At 35.7% G+C, this 18,022-nt stretch carries 15 protein-coding genes and 1 pseudogene; all 16 read left to right on the top strand.

Annotated elements, in window-relative coordinates; translation table 11 throughout:
• Nucleotides 1-1,927, top strand: a pseudogene (locus AAGC65_RS13900) (DNA-directed RNA polymerase subunit beta'); the annotation flags it as partial.
• Between the two features lie 459 nt (nucleotides 1,928-2,386).
• Nucleotides 2,387-3,499, top strand: a complete 1,113-nt coding sequence (locus tag AAGC65_RS13895; RefSeq protein WP_343113063.1) for a DUF5074 domain-containing protein — start codon at nucleotides 2,387-2,389, stop codon at nucleotides 3,497-3,499.
• Nucleotides 3,500-4,305: 806 nt separating this feature from the next.
• A complete protein-coding gene (locus AAGC65_RS13890; RefSeq protein ID WP_343113062.1) occupies nucleotides 4,306-4,617 on the top strand; it encodes a DUF3467 domain-containing protein in 312 nt (103 codons plus the stop codon).
• A 162-nt stretch (nucleotides 4,618-4,779) separates the two neighbouring features.
• Nucleotides 4,780-5,616: a polysaccharide biosynthesis/export family protein gene (locus AAGC65_RS13885; RefSeq protein ID WP_343113061.1), complete on the top strand. Its 837-nt coding sequence runs from the start codon at nucleotides 4,780-4,782 to the stop codon at nucleotides 5,614-5,616.
• 3 nt (nucleotides 5,617-5,619) lie between these two features.
• Nucleotides 5,620-8,040, top strand: a complete 2,421-nt coding sequence (locus AAGC65_RS13880) for a polysaccharide biosynthesis tyrosine autokinase (protein ID WP_343113060.1) — start codon at nucleotides 5,620-5,622, stop codon at nucleotides 8,038-8,040.
• Nucleotides 8,041-8,079: 39 nt separating this feature from the next.
• Nucleotides 8,080-9,438 carry a lipopolysaccharide biosynthesis protein gene (locus AAGC65_RS13875; protein ID WP_343113059.1) on the top strand — a complete coding sequence of 453 codons (1,359 nt, stop codon included), beginning with the start codon at nucleotides 8,080-8,082 and terminating at the stop codon, nucleotides 9,436-9,438.
• Nucleotides 9,435-10,088, top strand: a complete 654-nt coding sequence (locus AAGC65_RS13870; RefSeq protein ID WP_343113058.1) for a CatB-related O-acetyltransferase — start codon at nucleotides 9,435-9,437, stop codon at nucleotides 10,086-10,088. Before AAGC65_RS13875 ends, AAGC65_RS13870 begins: the two co-directional genes overlap by 4 nt.
• An 11-nt stretch (nucleotides 10,089-10,099) precedes the next feature.
• Nucleotides 10,100-10,711, top strand: a complete 612-nt coding sequence (locus AAGC65_RS13865) for an acyltransferase (RefSeq protein ID WP_343113057.1) — start codon at nucleotides 10,100-10,102, stop codon at nucleotides 10,709-10,711.
• 99 nt (nucleotides 10,712-10,810) lie between these two features.
• Nucleotides 10,811-12,175: a hypothetical protein gene (locus AAGC65_RS13860; RefSeq protein ID WP_343113056.1), complete on the top strand. Its 1,365-nt coding sequence runs from the start codon at nucleotides 10,811-10,813 to the stop codon at nucleotides 12,173-12,175.
• 23 nt (nucleotides 12,176-12,198) lie between these two features.
• Complete coding sequence (locus AAGC65_RS13855) at nucleotides 12,199-12,846, top strand: acyltransferase (protein ID WP_343113055.1); 648 nt, start codon at nucleotides 12,199-12,201, stop codon at nucleotides 12,844-12,846.
• Nucleotides 12,847-12,873: 27 nt separating this feature from the next.
• Nucleotides 12,874-13,653 (top strand): glycosyltransferase family 2 protein, encoded by a 780-nt coding sequence (locus AAGC65_RS13850; RefSeq protein ID WP_343113054.1) that lies wholly within the window; start codon nucleotides 12,874-12,876, stop codon nucleotides 13,651-13,653.
• Nucleotides 13,654-13,700: 47 nt separating this feature from the next.
• The gene (locus AAGC65_RS13845) at nucleotides 13,701-14,195 is read left to right on the top strand and encodes a serine O-acetyltransferase (RefSeq protein WP_343113053.1); all 495 of its coding nucleotides are present in this window, start codon (nucleotides 13,701-13,703) and stop codon (nucleotides 14,193-14,195) included.
• A gap of 98 nt (nucleotides 14,196-14,293) precedes the next feature.
• Entirely contained in the window at nucleotides 14,294-15,451 is a 1,158-nt protein-coding gene (locus AAGC65_RS13840) for a glycosyltransferase (protein WP_343113052.1), read from the top strand.
• Nucleotides 15,452-15,490: 39 nt separating this feature from the next.
• The gene (locus AAGC65_RS13835) at nucleotides 15,491-16,045 is read left to right on the top strand and encodes a hypothetical protein (RefSeq protein WP_343113051.1); all 555 of its coding nucleotides are present in this window, start codon (nucleotides 15,491-15,493) and stop codon (nucleotides 16,043-16,045) included.
• A 2-nt stretch (nucleotides 16,046-16,047) separates the two neighbouring features.
• Nucleotides 16,048-17,172 carry a glycosyltransferase family 4 protein gene (locus AAGC65_RS13830; protein WP_343113050.1) on the top strand — a complete coding sequence of 375 codons (1,125 nt, stop codon included), beginning with the start codon at nucleotides 16,048-16,050 and terminating at the stop codon, nucleotides 17,170-17,172.
• Nucleotides 17,173-17,247: 75 nt separating this feature from the next.
• On the top strand, nucleotides 17,248-18,012 hold the full coding sequence (locus AAGC65_RS13825) for a WecB/TagA/CpsF family glycosyltransferase (RefSeq protein WP_343113049.1): 765 nt from the start codon (nucleotides 17,248-17,250) through the stop codon (nucleotides 18,010-18,012).
• Nucleotides 18,013-18,022 lie beyond the last annotated feature (10 nt).

Raw genomic sequence — 18,022 nt, 5'->3', positions numbered from 1 at the left:
TAAAGGTTTGGCGGATACGGCGTTGAAAACAGCGGATGCTGGTTACTTAACCCGTAGGTTGCATGACGTAGCCCAGGATATGATTGTAGGTGAAGTTGATTGCGGTACTTTAAGAGGTATCTATACAACTGCGCTGAAAGATAATGAGGATATTGTTGAACCATTATATGATCGTATTTTAGGCCGTACTACCCTGCATGATGTGCATGACCCTATTACCAACGAATTGTTGGCAACAGCCGGTCATGACATTACTGAAGAAGTAGCCAAGAAAATTGAGAACTCTCCGCTTGAAGGAGTTGAAATACGTTCGGTATTAACCTGCGAAAGCAAACGTGGCGTATGCGCATTGTGCTACGGCCGTAACCTTGCAAGCGGTAAGCGAGTGCAAAAAGGCGAGGCTGTGGGTGTAATTGCAGCACAGTCAATTGGTGAGCCGGGTACACAGTTAACATTACGTACGTTCCACGTGGGTGGTACCGCGTCAAACATTGCTGCGGAGTCACAAATCAACGCAAGATTTGATGGTATCATTGAATTTGAAAACGTTCGTACGGTTGAATACAATACCGAAGAAGGTAAAGTTGATGTGGTATTAGGCCGTTCTGGTGAGTTCCGCATCATTGAAGAAGGAAGCAACAAGGTAATTGTTACCAACAACATTCCATACGGTTCATACCTGTATGTAAAAGATGGTAGCAAAATTACCCGTGGCGACCGTATCTGTTCATGGGATCCGTACAATGCGGTTATTATATCTGAATTTGCAGGTTTAACCCAGTTTGAAGCCGTATTAGAAGGTATCACTTTCCGTGAAGAATCTGACGAGCAAACTGGTCACCGCGAAAAGGTAATTATTGATACCAGGGATAAAACTAAAAACCCTGCTATTCAAATTACCGATACAAAAGGTAACATTATTAAAGGATACAACATTCCGGTAGGTGCTCACATTGCTGTTGAAGAAGGTGAAAAACTACAAACCGGACAGGTTATTGCTAAAATTCCTCGTTCAACAGGTAAAACCCGGGATATTACCGGTGGTTTACCACGTGTAACCGAGTTGTTTGAGGCACGTAACCCATCTAACCCGGCCGTAGTTACAGAAATTGACGGTGTGGTAACCTTAGGTGGTGTTAAACGTGGTAACCGTGAGATCACTATTGAATCAAAAGATGGTCAGGTTAAAAAATACCTTGTTCCGTTGTCAAAACACATCCTTGTACAGGATAATGACTTTGTGAAAGCTGGTATGCCGCTGTCAGATGGTTCTATATCTCCTGCCGATATCCTGGCTATTAAGGGCCCGGCTGCGGTACAGGAATACCTGGTAAATGGTATACAGGAAGTTTACCGTTTGCAAGGTGTGAAAATCAACGATAAACACTTTGAGGTGATTGTTCACCAGATGATGCAGAAAGTAGCTATTGAGGATGCCGGTGATACTCGTTTCCTTGAGCGTGAAGCTGTTGACAGCTGGGATTTCATGACCGAAAATGATGAGATATTTGACAAAAAGGTTGTTGTTGAGCCAGGTGATTCAACTACATTAAAAGCCGGTCAGATTGTATCATTAAGAAGGTTACGTGATGAAAACTCTGTACTGAAACGTAGAGATTTAAGATTGGTTGAAGTACGTGATGCTATCGCGGCTACTTCAAGCCCGATACTACAAGGTATCACCAGGGCTTCATTAGGTACCAAATCATTTATCTCTGCGGCATCGTTCCAGGAAACAACCAAAGTACTGAACGAAGCAGCAATTGCAGGTAAAAAAGACTTGATGCTTGGCTTGAAAGAAAACGTTATTGTTGGTCACCTGATTCCGTCTGGTACCGGTTTACGCGAATACGAAAATATCCGTGTAGGTTCACAAGAGGAATTTGATCGCTTAATGGCTTCAAAAGCTGAAGAAATAGAAGCTTAATACTGTAAAGTTTAAATAATGAAAGGCCGCTGTTTTACAGCGGCCTTTTTTATGTCCTTAAATTGGGGAGGTATCCCGGAGAGTCATAGGCGCAATCACTCATTATTAGGCATTGTAGAGCCTGTAGTTGTAAATAATGATTGGGATTGCCTTATGTGTATTTTAGGGCTTTGTATGGCATCTATTACGCTAAATACTCCTGTTTAGTAACGTCGGGGTCGCGCTGGTTCTTATAATATTGAATTTGAGAGGGGATTTGACCATTTCTATACTTGTGACCTGAAGTTTAATGGCTGGTTTCCAGACCGGAAATCAAATAATAGATCTTTGATTCTTATCAAATCCGCGTGGTCGTCAAGGAATTGATATCGTTCACGTAAAATACTCTTTATACAAGTATTCTCTCTTCATTTTTATGGTAGATATCATGGTTTTATAATCAATAACTACTTTATGAAAATGAGAGCGCTCTGCCTGACTTTTATAATGCTGGCAACTATTTTGTCGCTACCGGCATGCCATAAAAAAGATGCTATGCAACCGCACCTGGTTTTCCAGTCAAGCGGCATTTATATTTTGTGTCAGGGGCCTCTCAATACTCCGGGCGCAAATGGAAGCCTGTCATTTTATAACACGGCCACCAAAACATTAACCTTTGATATGTACAGTGAAGCCAATGGAAAAAAGATTGGTGAACTACCCACCGATTTGAAAATTTATGGGTCAAAAATGTATATCGCCGTTACTAATTCAAGTGTGATGGAGGTAGTTGACGCTAAAAGCAGCCAACTCATCAAACGGGTGGATATGCCTAACAGGTATCCAGGCCACGTGTCTTTTTATCAGGGAAAAGCCCTGATCAGTTGCTTGGATGGCTCAGTGGCGGTTATGGATACTACGACGCTGGGTATTTCAAAAAATATTAAACTACAGATCTCCGCTCAGACAGCGGGGCTGGTAGTAGTAAAAGATAAAGCTTACGTAACCCAACCGGGCATAGAAGGAACCAGCAATATCGTATCTGTCATCAATTTGACTACAATGACAGAAATCAAACAGATCTATGTGATACCACAGCCTATCAATGCTGCTTCGGATGCCGATGGGAATGTATTTATTCTATCGCAGGGCTTCCCTGAATTCAGCAATTGTTCACCATCCTTACCTCCCAACTCTCCCGCCTGCTCTATCCTTGGTGGAATAACGGTCATCGATAGTCAAAAAGATATTGTAAAATCATTCCAGTTACCAAATGGTAACCTGTTTGGAGCTATGGCTGTTAACGAACATTCCCTTTATTTTAACACAACTAAGGTAGATAGCAATAGGTTGGTTGTACAAGATACCAGAACACAAACAGTCATTGGCCCCAGTTTCTTAGCAGATTATCCATCTTTAGGTATCAAAGACATGATCATTAACCCTGAGTCCGGAGAGTTATTTATTTTGGGATATAACAGTTTCAATTTTGAGCCGAATCAGTCTCAGCTTTCTGTATTCAGTAAGCTGGGAAAATTAGAATATACAGTTCCTTTAGAAGGTAATCCGATAAAAATTGCACTATTAAAATAGTAGTAGGCGCTTCCAGAGTTCCAATGCATCACGCCTTAATATGGAGTACTATATTCATTATGTCTGCTTTAGGTGATGCTACGTAATAATGGTTACGCGATATGATGTAATTATATGTAAGTAAAGTATTGATCAGCAGGAGCGGAGCCCATAGCCCCGGATACTAAAGATCTAACAATTCTTTTTTTCTCATATTCCTCCTGTGCTATCGCGTTGGGGGCAGGTTTTTATAAAGCTGAATTTAATGAAGAGCGTCTAACCAGTGATATACTTGCAATATGAGTGTAATGGCTGTTCTTTACAGGAAAGAACTACCATGTTTATTTGGATTTGACATTTATTCCTTGAAAATAATTCTACGATCAGGTCTGTAAGAAATGAACGGATTAAACTGATCAGTAGGATTTCCCCAACCCATCCGCTTCTTTTTACCCCAAAAAACTATAATTATACTGAAGTTTAGTCAAGATATACACAGACGAAATAGTTATAAATACTCATACCCGGATCTGGAATTAAATAGCATATACGTCTTTCATCCCCCGAATGGCAAACTATTTTGCATGTGAATGTATATTGTGCAATATTAATATAACCTTTAGTTAAAATTATTTTATTTATTTTATCCTAAGGTTAATTTTGTAGCGAATAAAATTTAATGCGCTTACAGTCAACAATGTTTAAGCCAATTGAAAAATAATTAAAACTTTATTGCTGCTTTTCCGTTCACTTGCTGGCTAAATTAAACGCGCTAAATAAAATTTTTAAAACACTATATTATATAGAGGCTTTGTAATTTTGACGTTATGGAAGAGCAAAACGAAAATCAATTAAACATCGAATTATCAGAAGAAGTAGCAGAAGGTATCTATTCAAACCTGGCAATAATTACCCATTCAAGTTCAGAATTTGTACTTGATTTTATAAGGGTAATGCCGGGTGTACCTAAGGCCAAGGTAAAATCACGTATAGTTTTAACCCCAGAGCATGCGAAACGCTTATTAACTGCATTAGAAGAGAACCTTGAAAAATTTGAGGTTGCAAATGGCCGCATCAAAATTCAGCAGGATCCTTCGGGCTTTCCCATGAATTTTGGAGGAACAATGGGACAAGCCTGAAAATTTAGAATATTATACTAAAAAGCACATTTTAGTTAATTTATGACTATTTTATTTCCATTTTATTAAAAAAATTATAATTTTATGTTGATTATGTAAAAAAGTGTGCATATATTGCACCGTTTTACAACATCTATATCAATTCTATGAAATCCCATATTTATGAGTAAAAAATATTTTTACAGTTTATTTTTCATTGCGCTTGTTACCACCCTGGCTTTGGAACTTACTTCCTGTTCATCAACTAAAAATGTTAAGTATTTTCAAGATATACCTGATTCTGGCAAATTAGCAATAATTCCAAAGGCAGAATACTCAGAGCCTAAAATCAAAGTTGATGATATTTTAAACATATTAATTCAAACAATAGATCCGGCAGCAACTCAAATAATTAATACAGGCAATGTTGCTACAGGTGGCCCGGGTTCATCACCAAGCGCAGGTGCAGCTGCTGTCGCATCTATGGCGGGTAACAGCCAGCAAGGAATATCCGGATATTTAGTTGATAAAAACGGGAATGTAGATATACCTGTATTAGGTAAGGTTAAGGCTGCTGGTTATACAACTGCTGAGTTTAGGGATTCTGTATTGAGTTTAGCCGGCAAATATTATAAGGATCCTACAGTTATTGTAAGATTTGCAAATTTCAAAATCACTGTAACCGGCGAAGTGCTAAAACCAGGCCAGTATATTGTACCAAATGAAAAGGTAAGTGTATTAGATGGTATAGCTATGGCCGGCGACTTAACTATTTTGGCAAAAAGAGATAACGTTCTATTAATCAGAGAAAATGAGGATGGTACTAAAACTCCATACCGTATCAATTTGAAGAAAAGTGATATTATGTCTGCCCCCTACTATTATTTGCGGCAAAATGACATCATATATGTGGAGCCTGGAAAAGGTAAAGCTGCAGCCAATGATGCAAGCCAAACAAGGTACATAACCATTTTAGCATCGGCATTATCTGTATTAATCGTGTTTTTAAGTAGAAGATAGTATATGGAATTTAATAGCAATAGTGAATTTGAAGTATCCCCTAAGCAAAACGAAGCTTTTGATATTAAGAAATTTATAAGTAAGATATTTAATTTTTGGTATCTTTTTGTAATTGGTGTTTTAGTTTGCGGTGTTTTAGCTTTTTTCTACGCCAGATTTAGCCCCCCAGTATATAAAATAAACAGCGAAATTACCATTGATGACCAATCAAGCGGTGTGCCAGGCGGTAAAAGCATGGGTAGTAGCGCGATGATGGATTTTTCGGATCTACTTGGTATGCCAAGTAATGCGTTTAATGAAATTGCTATCTTAAAATCAAATATCCTAATGATTAATGTTGTTAGGGATATGCATTTGAATGGTACGCTTTTCCGCAAGGAAGGCGGCTTTAAATTTGTTGAACTTTATGATGATGCTCCTTTTGATGTAAGAATTATTGAGAAAAAAGATTCTATTAAGCTTAGGAACTTTGACATAACAGTTAATAGTGATCAGGTTAATGTAATTAATGGCAAGGAAGGTCTGAATCGTACTGTAAAATTTGGTGAGCCTATACAAACCCAGCAATTTGATTTAATAATTAATAAAAAGCCTAATGCTGCTATTATTGGCAATAAGAATTATTATAAACTGGTAGTCCAGTCTGTAGATAGTAAAGTTGAAGAGTTATCAAAAAGTTTCAACGTTGATTTAACAGATAAAAAAAGTACCACATTATCCTTAAGTTTTGAGTATTCAAATCCTAAAAAGGGAGAGGCAATTCTGCAAAAATTAATGGAATTGTACTTGAGGCATAACCTGGAGAACAAAAAGGAGATTGCTGATAGTACATTAACTTTTATAGACAACCGACTTAAAATTGTTAGCCAGGAATTAAGCGGAGTTGAAACTAAGTTTGTTCAGTTTAAACAAGAAAACAATATAGCCGACGTAGCTGAGCAATCAAAAGCTTTGGTGGGGAGTGCATCTGATTTTTATCAGAAACTTAATGAGCAACAGGTACAATTAACAGTTTTAGATGATCTCTCAAAATATATCAATAATCCGGAGAATAAAAGAATTATTCCAAGTTCATTAGCGGTTCCGGATCCTGTATTTGCGGCTGCTATAGGCGCTTACAATCAAGCGTTGATTCAAAGAGGGCAATATGCTTTGTCTTACAAGGATACGAATCCGGTAATGCAAAATATAGATGCTGAAATTGAACGAACAAGACAGGGATTGGTAAGCAGCTTTAACTCTTATAAAAGAAGTTTAAATATAGGAATCAACACTTTACAGGCGCAAAATAATAAATTGAACGCGCAGGTTAAAAGTGTCCCCAAAAAGGAGCGTATATTTTTAGATTACTCCCGCGAACAGGACTTAAGGCAGCAATTGTATTTATTTCTTTTGCAAAAAAGAGAGGAAACGGCTATTTCCAAGACCTCTACAATTTCTACAGCTACTATCATTGATCCGGCCAAAAGTGATTTCGAGCCTTACAAGCCTAATAAAATGATGATCATGCTTGTAGGTGTTTTAATGGGCGTTTTCTTACCGTTTTTAGGTATTAATTTAAGAGAACTACTCAATATCAGAATTGTAAACAAGGATGATATTGTAAAGAATACTAAAGTAACTATCCTGGGTGAGCTCGGTAACGATGTTGAGGATGGGGCATTAGCTGTTATAAAAAACCCTCGAAGTATTTTGTCAGAACAGTTTCGTTCATTGAGAACTAACTTGCAGTTTGTATTAAATAATGATAAATCGAATGTGATTATGGTCACTTCGAGTATGAGCGGCGAGGGAAAATCATTTGTCAGCCTTAATTTAGCAAGTGTATTAGTTTTGGGTGGAAAAAAGGTAGTTATGCTTGAACTGGATCTTAGGAAACCCAAGCTTTCATTAAGCTTAGGAATGGACTCTAATGATGGCTTTACAAACTATGCGGTATCCAGTTCTATAAAAGTATCGGATATTCTTAAACCTACTTTTTTCTCTGAAAATTTGTCACTTGTATCTGCCGGCCCGGTTCCGCCTAATCCTTCAGAATTGTTATTAAGTGACCGTTTGAAAGAGTTAATCAAAGAACTTGAAAAAAGCTTCGATTATATTATTATTGACAGTGCACCAATAGGCCTGGTGGCAGATGCTCAGTTAATAGAAAAGCATGCTGATATATGTCTTTATATCACCCGTCAGGATTATACCTATAAATCTCAGCTCAATATTTTGAATGACCTTGTAGCAGAGAAAAAGATCAAACGTGCTTACTTGATAATTAATGACATTAAGCAACGCAAGGGAGGGTTTAATAGTTACGGCTATGGTTATGGATACGGCTATGGGTACGGCTATGGATATGGAAACGTAGAATCACAAAATAATGCTGATACATCAAAACGTTCAAAATTATTTTCAAAAATGTTTGATAAATAAGAAAAGGAATCTTCTCAATTCTTATTAATTCAGTAAATAATGACGGGTATTTCTTTAAAAATAAAAGGTTTTTTTTCTTCGGGTCATGAACGCACCTTAAAGGCGAAAAAGAATATAGCAATTTCTTTTTTGTTGAGAGGTATAAGTATAGCCACAGGATTTATTTTGATTCCTATGACTATTAATTATGTTGACTCGACTCAGTACGGGATGTGGTTAACGCTGAGCTCGGTAATCACATGGTTCAACTTTTTTGATGTGGGACTGGGTAACGGATTAAAAAATAAACTGGCCGAAGCTAATGCCCTGGAAGATTATACCAGTGCCAGAATATATGTTAGTACCACCTATGCCATATTAGGGATCATTTCCATCATTTTATTAATCGGGTTCAATATTGCTAATAAATATATTAATTGGGGTGCAATATTAAATACCAAGACCTCTGATCCTAACGGCCTGAACTTATTGGCCCTGGTTTTAATATGTATTTTTTGTGTGCAATTTTTTGTACAACTAATTCAGGTTGTACTTATAGCTAACCATGAGCCTTCAAAGGTTTCTTTAATCAATGTATTATCCCAAATTGGGAGTTGTGTAATTATTTTTATTCTGGCCAAAACAACAAAAGGCTCCCTATTGAAACTGGTCTTCGTTCTTGGAGGCGTACCGGTTTTTACGCAAATAGCCGCCAGTATTTGGTTTTATGCAACCACTTACAGGAAATACCTACCCAGTATTAAATTAGTCAATTTTAAATTTGCTAAATCACTGCTTGGTGTAGGGGGTATTTTTTTCTTTATACAAATTGGTGCGCTGATATTGTTTCAAACGGATAATATAGTAATTGCGCAATTGTTTGGGCCTAAAGAGGTAACGGTATTTAATATTGCCTATAAGTTATTTTCATCAATTACAATGGTGTTTACGATTATAGTAACTCCCTTGTGGAGCGCTTTTACAGACGCAAATACGAAAGGTGATACGGCATGGATGAGGCGTACTTTAAAAAGGATGAGATTATATTGGGCAGTTTTGAGTGGGGTAGCCATCGTTTTATTATTGCTTTCTCCTTTTATATATAACATATGGTTGCACCATAAGGTAGAGGTTCCATTTTTTGTTTCCTTCGTAATGGCCTTTCAGGCTATTATATATTGCTGGCAAACCATGCACGTATTTTTCCTGAATGGAGTAGGGAAAATCAGGTTACAGTTATATCTTGTAATTGTAGGAACGGTTATCAATATACCTTTAGCTATATTCTTTTCTAAATATATAGGTATATCAGGTGTTACCTTATCTAATATAGTTGTTTATCTAATTTTGGGGATATTTTTTGCTATTCAAAGCAATAAAATTCTTAATGGTTCAACATCTAAAATTTGGAACCAATGAGTTTCTTAAATGGTTTGAAAATTCTTTTTAAGAATAGCAAAAGCTTGTTATTGGGAACAGCAACAGGCCGGCTGCATTGGGATTATTTTACAAGTCAGCAAGTTAGGTGTAACATAAACCCTAAATCAAAAATAAGCAAAGTGCATTACTTGTTTGATGTATCTGTTGGCTTTGGTACAGCCATAGGGCCTAACGCACGCATATCGCAAACCTCGGTAGGTAAGTTTTGCTCTTTGGGGCCTAATCTTGTATGTGGGTGGGGGATTCATCCCATTAATGGCATATCAACATCGCCTGCATTTTATTCTGTTGAAAATCAGGTTGGGTTTACATATAGTAAGACAAATAAGGTAGAGGAAAGAAAACATATTACTATAGGAAATGATGTTTTCATAGGGGCTAATGTTACCATATTGGATGGTGCTAATATTGCGGATGGTGCAGTTATTGGTGCGGGCGCGGTGGTGTCAAAAGATATTCCGCCTTATGCTATCGCAGTTGGATGCCCGATAAAAGTTATTGGCTATAGGTTTGATGAGGATAAAATAGCCAAGTTACTTCAAATAAAATGGTGGGACAGAGATGAGGAAACCTACAAAAAGGTGGAAGAGTTATTTTTTGATGTAGATGAGTTTTTAAAGCAATTTTAAGGTTGAGGACTATGAAATACTTAAAATATATAATTCTCTCTCCTTACAGATATCTGGCCAATTTATTTGCGGCTAAGTATAATTTATTCGTTCTTAAACAGAAACGGGTAGAGTTTGTTACCAGTCCGACTATTATTGGAAAGATGAAAATTATCAATAATGGAAGGTGCAAATTGGGAGAAAAGGTAACATTTAAGAGCGCTTTGTCTTCAAATATGGTTGGCTTATATAAAGCATGTACAATTGCTGTAACCCAGGGAGCCGTACTGGAAATTGGAGATCATTCTGGCTTTTCAGGAGTATCTATATACTGCTCAAACAGTATCAAAATTGGCAAATACGTTAACTGTGGTGGTAATGTATGTATTTGGGATACTGATTTTCACCCGTTGGATTACGAGGCGAGGCGAGTGCACGATATTTCAAAAATAAATAATAGTCCTATAGTAATTGGTGATGATGCTTTTATTGGAGCAAATTCTATAATTCTTAAAGGAGTTACAATTGGAGAGCGTTCAATTGTAGGGGCTGGCAGCGTGGTTACAAAAAGTATTCCTGCAAATCAAATATGGGCCGGAAACCCAGCAAAATTCATCAGAATGATTGATGGGGTGCTGGTGTAAGATCCAATAGGTGGGAATTGCGAATGTAATATACTTAAGGCTCTGTTTAAACAATACCTTGTATAGGTATTAATATCCAGTGGTTTTGCTTAAAAATTTATGGTTGGTTTAATTGTTTTTATTGCTTACTGGTACACCTTATATCAAAAAAGATATGCTGAGAATTTGTTTATACTTTTTCTACAGGTAACGGCATGTTTTCAAATAGTGCCCGTTAGTTTAATTAATTTAAATCCGATTATTACAAAACCGTATGATTGGGTGTCGTTAATTCTGGTAATAACACTAATTAAAGATTACCAATATATCTCTTTACGAAAGCATATCATACTTCCTTTAAAGCTATATCTGGGCTTTATAATTTTCATGGCTTTTTACTCGATCTTTTTTCTGGGTATTGAAGTTAAAGTAGTTGTATCGGTTTTTAGGTTATACCTGTTTTTTATAGCTCCTGTTTTATTTTTAAGGTATGACTATAAGGTGATTGAAAAGGTTGTTGGCTGGATTGCAACCATGATTACTTTTTGCTGCTTTATTTTTATCCTTCAGGCTATAACGGGGAAAGCAATATTATCAGCATTGCAAACCGATAACGTAATAACAAAAGAGAAAGTTGGCGGTTTCTCCAGATTTTACAATCTACCTTATTTTACAATATTTATGCTAATGTATTATGTAAAAAAGCTTACTGTAAAATTTGATGTGAAATTATTAGTTTATGCAATAATCATATTTACTGCCATTGTAGTCTCTTTTAATAGAAACTCCTTAGTTACAGCCATTATAGGCATTATAGCTGTGTTTTTTCATAACCGTAAATTGAAAGTTACAGACATTGCCTTATTGGTTTTTAGCGGTTGGTTTTTGCTGTTTATAATCTCCCAGATACAAAGCAAAAGATTGAATCAGGGGTTTAGTGATGTTCAAAGTTTTTCGAACTCTATTAGTTTGAATGATGTATCCAGTAATAGCGATGTGGGAGAGTTATCTACAACTCAGTTCAGAGCCCTGCATTTTTATGAGCGATTTGTATATGTAACCAATAAGGGACTGAAAACAACATTATTGGGGATTGGTATGGCAAATGAAAATTCAGCTATAGTCAAGAAGCTAAGTTTTTTAATAGGCCTCGTTGATGATCAGAATCACACTACGCAAATTGATACAGCAGATATTGTTTGGTCAATATTGTTGTTGCAAACTGGCATAATAGGAATGGTTTTATTTACATGGGTATTTGTGGGTTATATAAAATTCTTTTTAAAGCACAGAAAGTTCACATTCTCGTATTTATCAGCAATATATTTAATAGCACTACTATTTACATCGTTTTTTGGTATAGAGATAACTTTTGCTCCGGTTATACTCTTTTTCTCAATGATGTATGTTTTAACAGCTAAGGGTACCAGATCATTCGCTAATGTCATGAGCAGTAATGCAAGATTGATTAAAAATGGAATTTAAACAGGCTAATTGTCAGTTGTTATATGAATAAATACCAAAGGATATATGCACAGTGCAAAGCTGTTAAAACCAGCTTTATAGGTGTAGTTCTGCGTTTAATATATTATAAAGTTTGCTACAAGATAACTGTTTTATCAAGTTCAAATACATATGTTGAGGGTATGGCCAATATTAAATCAGGCGGAACCTTAAAAATTGGATTAAAGAAGCTTGGTTTTACTTTTAAAAAGGATGCTACTTATTTAAATATTAGAGGCAAGTTGAATATTAGAGGTGATTACTCAATTGCAAAAGGCTGCAGATTTGATATAGGCCCTCAGGGAGTTGTAAATATTGGGAGCGGTGGTTTTATTAATGCGAATAGCCTTCTTATCATAATGCATAAGCTAACTATTGGTGATGATTGTTCTATATCCTGGAACACGCAGTTTTTGGATGATAATTTTCACCAGTTGGAATATGAAGGAAAAAAGGATGACAAGAATAATGAGATAGCAATAGGGAATCATGTATGGATCGGTTGTAATTGTTTCTTTTATAAAGGAAGCCGTATCCCGGATAATTGCATTGTTGCTGCCAATTCTGTGGTTAAAGATGCATTTTATGAGGAGAATACTTTAATAGGCGGAAACCCTGCCAAAGTCATCAAAAGAAATGTTAATTGGAAATAGTTTGTAAATGTTTATTAAATATAAGATATGGAGCCGTTAATTACAGTAGTTACACCGTCATATAATCAAGGACAGTTTATTGAGGAAACTATATTGAGTGTATTGAATCAAACCTATAAAAATATTCAATACATCATTGTAGACGGGGGATCGACTGATCAAACAATGGAAGTTGTTAATCGATATAAGGATAGGATTGACATCATTATTCACGAAAAGGATAAGGGACAGTCAGACGCCATCAATAAAGGCTTTAGGCTTGCCAAGGGAGAGCTGACAGGTTGGATAAACTCTGATGATATATTATACCCTGATTGCATTGAGCAAATAGTAAAGTTGTATAACAAGAATAACGACGGCTCAATTTATTATGGGGGCATCATTGAATATATAGATAAAGATAGTAAATCAATAAAACTCAGGAATGGAGTTATAGGTGACAAATCTTATCTGCTTAAGGAAAATTATGATGTAATTCAGCAAGGATCCTTTTATTCGGTGAAGATATTAAAGCAGGTAAACTATGTAAATGAAGCTATTCATTATTGTATGGATCTGGATTTGTGGTTAAGGCTGCTTAACTATGGCCCTATTTATTCTTATAATGAAAAGCCGATAGCTGGATTTCGTAAATGGGAAGGAACTAAAACGGCCACCAGTGCATTGAAGTTTTTAAATGATATTAAAATAACATTGCTTAAGAATGGTGCACCAGCGTATGGTAAAACGTTACGTAAAATCTATTACTATACGTTCAAAGCGCAAGTAAAAAGACTTTTTGTAAAATATCATTTGATATCTCAGTAATAAGTAGAAAGTTTTAAAATCTGCATTTACGCAATTATTAAACTGAAATGGGTTTTATAAAATTTGTTTTTCAAGATTGGAAGGCTAACGCGGGTAATACCAAGGGGCGTTTCATTTTAGTATTATATAGAATTGGTAACTACTCTAAAAAAAGAAAAGCGCTAAAAATACTTTTTATCCCTCATCTGATACTTTACAAGTTTTTTGTTGAATGGATTTTAGGAATAGAGTTGCCATGTTCCACAACTATTGGCAAAGATCTTAAACTATTTCACGGACAAGCTCTGGTTATACATAAGAATACGATAGTAGGATCTAATTGTACAATAAGACATTCCACAACAATTGGAAATAAAGGTGGGAGCGATAAACGATGTCCGGTTATAGGGACTAACGTGAATATTGGAGCTCATGTTTGTATCATTGGTAATATAACCGTGGGCGACAATGCAGTAATTGGATCAGGTAGTGTAGTTGTAAAGGATGTTCCACCAAACGCAACAGTGGTTGGCAATCCGGCACGGGTTATAAAAATTGATTAATAACATTAATTGTCTTTATCAATATTACCTGGAGAGACACTGATATTGCTTAATCGATTTAACAAGATTAATTGACAATAGTTTAAAGTACATATATAATGAACTTACTTTTTGATTTAATTGCAACGCAACCTATCATGGGCGAAAAAGTACATGGAGGGGGTAAATATGCTATTAAGATATTCCTGGAATTAATGAAGTCAGAAAAACCGGGCATTCGGATTTTCGCTCTGTTTGATTCCAAAATGCCGGTCGACGCCAATTTGACTAAATTACTTGAAGAACGTGGTGGGGTATTGGTGGATATCCGGAAGCAGACGATCAAAGAAGTTATTGTTAATAATCAAATAAACAGATGTTATTTTGCGCTAACTCATAACATCGGTTTTAACTTTCTGGAATTATTGGATATTGACTGCGAAACAGTTACAACTATACATGGTTTACGCGACCTGGAGTTGATTCCTGGTGTGGATTCCTTAAAGTATATAAACGGATTGCAGGGGAAACTGAAGGCTTTGGCCAAGATTGTACTCAGAAAACGTTTATATAATAAAAAATATTCTTATTACTCAAAATTGCTGGAAAAGGCCAAAATTATCACAGTTTCAAATCATTCAAAATTCGCTATAAAGGCTTACTATCCCGAGTATAAACAAGATATAAACGTATTTTATAGCCCGGATGTAACAGATATTGATAACAATGATGAGCCTGAAGAAACACTTAATGAGCGGGGATATTATTTGCTTTTAAATGGTAACAGGTGGATTAAAAACAACCTCAGATCTGCTATTGCTCTTGATCAGTTGTTTACAGAAAATAAGGAACTGACCCGGAAAGTGATCATAACAGGAGTTGCCAATAAAAACTTTTATTTAAAGCATCTGAAAAATCCTGAAAGATTTATTTTTTATGATTTTGTTAGCGAAGGGTTTTTAAAGCTTCTCTTCAAAAACGCTTTCAGTTTAATATATATGTCGCTAAATGAGGGCTTTGGTTATCCTCCAATAGAGGCTATGAAATACGGAACACCGGTAATAGCGTCGCCTTTTACATCTATATATGAAATTTGTGGTATCGCAGCGTCGTACAGTAACCCTTATGCAGTTCAGGAAATAAAAAACAGGATTCTGCAACTTGAAGATCCTGCCATTTATAATTCTTTAAAAGAAAATGGGTTAAACAGATTTGATGTTATAAATAGTATTCAAAAAAGCCATCTTGAATCAATGGTCGAGTATTTGTGTGCATAGAACGTTGATTAATTATTTATACACCCTATTAATGGTATTATGATAAGAAATTATCGGGACTACAAACATTATCTATTTCAGGATGCATTAGCAATGGGATTCAACCCAAAGTCTAAAGTTAACCTCTTGAAGGCACATCTTTCAAATCCAAGGTGGCGGTTTATTAAAAAATTAAGAAGGGTAGAATACTATAAGAATACATCTACAAATATTTTTACCAGGCTATATTACTTACTGCTTTGGCTTAATTATAAGCGGTATGCCTTAAAGTTAGGTTTTTCTATTCCTCCTAACGTATGTCAGGAAGGCTTGTCACTACCGCATTATGGTACAATTGTGATATCCAAAGAAGCGGTAATTGGTAAAAACGCCAGAATACATGTTTGTGTAAATATAGGCGCCAGTAAAGGTGGGGCGCCTAATATAGGAAATGATGTATACATAGGTCCGGGTGCAAAGTTGTATGGCGACATTAAAATTGGCAATAATGTTAGTATTGGGGCCAATGCTGTTGTCAACAAATCGTTTAATGAAGATAATATCGTATTAGCTGGAATTCCGGCCCAAATTGTAAAAAGACAAATTGCAGAGTAATAATGAAAGAAAGTCATAACAGTGATACAATTATTTTTTATGCGCCTGTTGGGAATCTTACAAAAGGGTTCAAAAGTGGCGGTGCCGAAGCGGGTTGCAGAAAGACGATAGAAGTATTAAGGAAAAATGGCTATGAAGTTTTGTTGGTAGAAAAACCCGCCAAGAAATCAGATTCGAAGTTGGATCAGGTCATATTATTTGCGCAATTATTCAAAATCTGGATACGCCTCATTTTTTACTTTGTAAAAAACAAGAACTACAGGTTCCATGTAGCAGGTTTTTATCTTAATCAGATTGTTTTTGAATGGTTTTTTATAAAAACGGCTAACCTTTTTGGTGTTAAAACCGTTTATGAAATTCGAAATGGTGGTATGATAGAGGCTTATGAATCAAGAGGTAAGTTTTATCAGTATTTTATGCGGTCTACATTATTAAGTTCTTCAATGGTACTTTGTCAGGGATATGATTATGTGGTGTTCCTGAATGAAAAATTTAATAAGTCATCTGTATACTACCCTAATTATATTATGGATGATTTTGTTGGGCCTAATAATTTAAAAAGAGGGCAAGACCAGGTTTTGAGGCTTATTTATTTTGGGCGTGTAGTCCCGGATAAAAATGTGGACTTTACTATTGATGTTTGCCATAAGCTTAAACAACTCGGTTTTCAAATAAACTTGGATATAATTGGCTCTTATGAGGATGAATATTATACTTTATTGAGTAACAGGGCAGCGGATTACGGGATTAAGAATGAGGTAATATTTCATGGCCGGATGGATTTTAAGGACATTTATAAATATCTTCAATTGGCGCATTTTTTTGTTTTTCCTTCCAAGGAAAAAAGAGAAGGCCATTCAAATTCACTCACCGAGGCTATGGGTTGTGGCGTAGTTCCGATTACGAGTACTGCCGGATTTAATGAAAGCATAGTAAATGATCCTAAACTTGTTGTCCATGAGTATGATCCGGCATTGTATGCTGCTGCAATAGCCGAAATATGGAATAACAAAACCTGGGAAAGTTTTTCAGATAAAGTTTACCAAAGGGTTTTATCTAATTATGTAGAAAAAGTGGTTGAAAAATCCTTATTAAGTGGCTATGACTTATTAAGAATTAAACAATAAGGTTGTAAGCTTTACATTTAGGTAACAAATATCTGTTAATTTTATAAAAATAATAATCAATAGTTAAAACATATCATGATGAGTATCAATACCATCTTAAATATTAAAATTAATTCAATCAGTAAAAAGGACTTGTTAAGTAATTTAACTGAGGGAGTATTGTTTACACCAAATGTTGACCATCTGGTGAAATTACAAAAGGATGAGGATTTTTATAATCAATATAAGAAAGCAGAATGGATTATATGCGATAGCAATATATTAGGCCTTGCCGCTAACTTTCTTAATAAGCCTTTTAAAGAGGTGATTCCGGGGTCATCACTATTACCTATGTTTTATGAGTATCACAAAGATAATAGATCAACTAAGATGTTCCTGCTGGGGGCAAAAGAGGGGGTGGCTTTAAAGGCAATGGAGAATATAAATAATAAGACAGGGTGGGATATCGTTGTAGGAGCACATTCTCCTTCTATTGGATTTGAACTGGATGAGGAAGAATGTAACGATATAATTGATATCATTAATAATTCAGGCTGTAATGTGCTGGTGGTAGGCGTTGGTGCTCCAAAGCAGGAAAAATGGATAATGAAGTATAAAAGTTTGATGCCTCATGTAAAGATATTTATGGCTTTGGGAGCTACGATAGATTTTGAAGCCGGAAATATAGACAGGGCACCTATTCTTTTTCAAAAACTTTATCTTGAATGGCTTTACAGGATAATTAAGGAGCCTAAAAGATTATGGAAGCGTTATTTAGTTGATGATATGCCATTTTTCTTTTACATATTAAAAAACAAATTAGGGCTGTACAAAAACCCTTTTGAATCCCCAGGTAAATAAAATCACGAAC

The organism is Mucilaginibacter sp., from assembly GCF_039207105.1.
GTDB lineage: Bacteria > Bacteroidota > Bacteroidia > Sphingobacteriales > Sphingobacteriaceae > Mucilaginibacter.
The sequence above is the reverse complement of the archived record's forward strand: the minus strand, read 5'-3'. Positions and strand labels throughout refer to the sequence as shown.

Bases quoted from the DNA above. Each gene is read 5' to 3' on its own strand.
- AAGC65_RS13865 (WP_343113057.1), top strand. From the start codon at position 10,100: ATGAAATACTTAAAATATATAATTCTCTCTCCTTACAGATATCTGGCC.
- AAGC65_RS13885 (WP_343113061.1), top strand. From the start codon at position 4,780: ATGAGTAAAAAATATTTTTACAGTTTATTTTTCATTGCGCTTGTTACC.
- AAGC65_RS13830 (WP_343113050.1), top strand. From the start codon at position 16,048: ATGAAAGAAAGTCATAACAGTGATACAATTATTTTTTATGCGCCTGTT.
- AAGC65_RS13880 (WP_343113060.1), top strand. From the start codon at position 5,620: ATGGAATTTAATAGCAATAGTGAATTTGAAGTATCCCCTAAGCAAAAC.
- AAGC65_RS13895 (WP_343113063.1), top strand. From the start codon at position 2,387: ATGAGAGCGCTCTGCCTGACTTTTATAATGCTGGCAACTATTTTGTCG.
- AAGC65_RS13890 (WP_343113062.1), top strand. From the start codon at position 4,306: ATGGAAGAGCAAAACGAAAATCAATTAAACATCGAATTATCAGAAGAA.
- AAGC65_RS13850 (WP_343113054.1), top strand. From the start codon at position 12,874: ATGGAGCCGTTAATTACAGTAGTTACACCGTCATATAATCAAGGACAG.
- AAGC65_RS13855 (WP_343113055.1), top strand. From the start codon at position 12,199: ATGAATAAATACCAAAGGATATATGCACAGTGCAAAGCTGTTAAAACC.
- AAGC65_RS13845 (WP_343113053.1), top strand. From the start codon at position 13,701: ATGGGTTTTATAAAATTTGTTTTTCAAGATTGGAAGGCTAACGCGGGT.
- AAGC65_RS13825 (WP_343113049.1), top strand. From the start codon at position 17,248: ATGATGAGTATCAATACCATCTTAAATATTAAAATTAATTCAATCAGT.
- AAGC65_RS13870 (WP_343113058.1), top strand. From the start codon at position 9,435: ATGAGTTTCTTAAATGGTTTGAAAATTCTTTTTAAGAATAGCAAAAGC.
- AAGC65_RS13835 (WP_343113051.1), top strand. From the start codon at position 15,491: ATGATAAGAAATTATCGGGACTACAAACATTATCTATTTCAGGATGCA.
- AAGC65_RS13840 (WP_343113052.1), top strand. From the start codon at position 14,294: ATGAACTTACTTTTTGATTTAATTGCAACGCAACCTATCATGGGCGAA.
- AAGC65_RS13875 (WP_343113059.1), top strand. From the start codon at position 8,080: ATGACGGGTATTTCTTTAAAAATAAAAGGTTTTTTTTCTTCGGGTCAT.
- AAGC65_RS13860 (WP_343113056.1), top strand. From the start codon at position 10,811: ATGGTTGGTTTAATTGTTTTTATTGCTTACTGGTACACCTTATATCAA.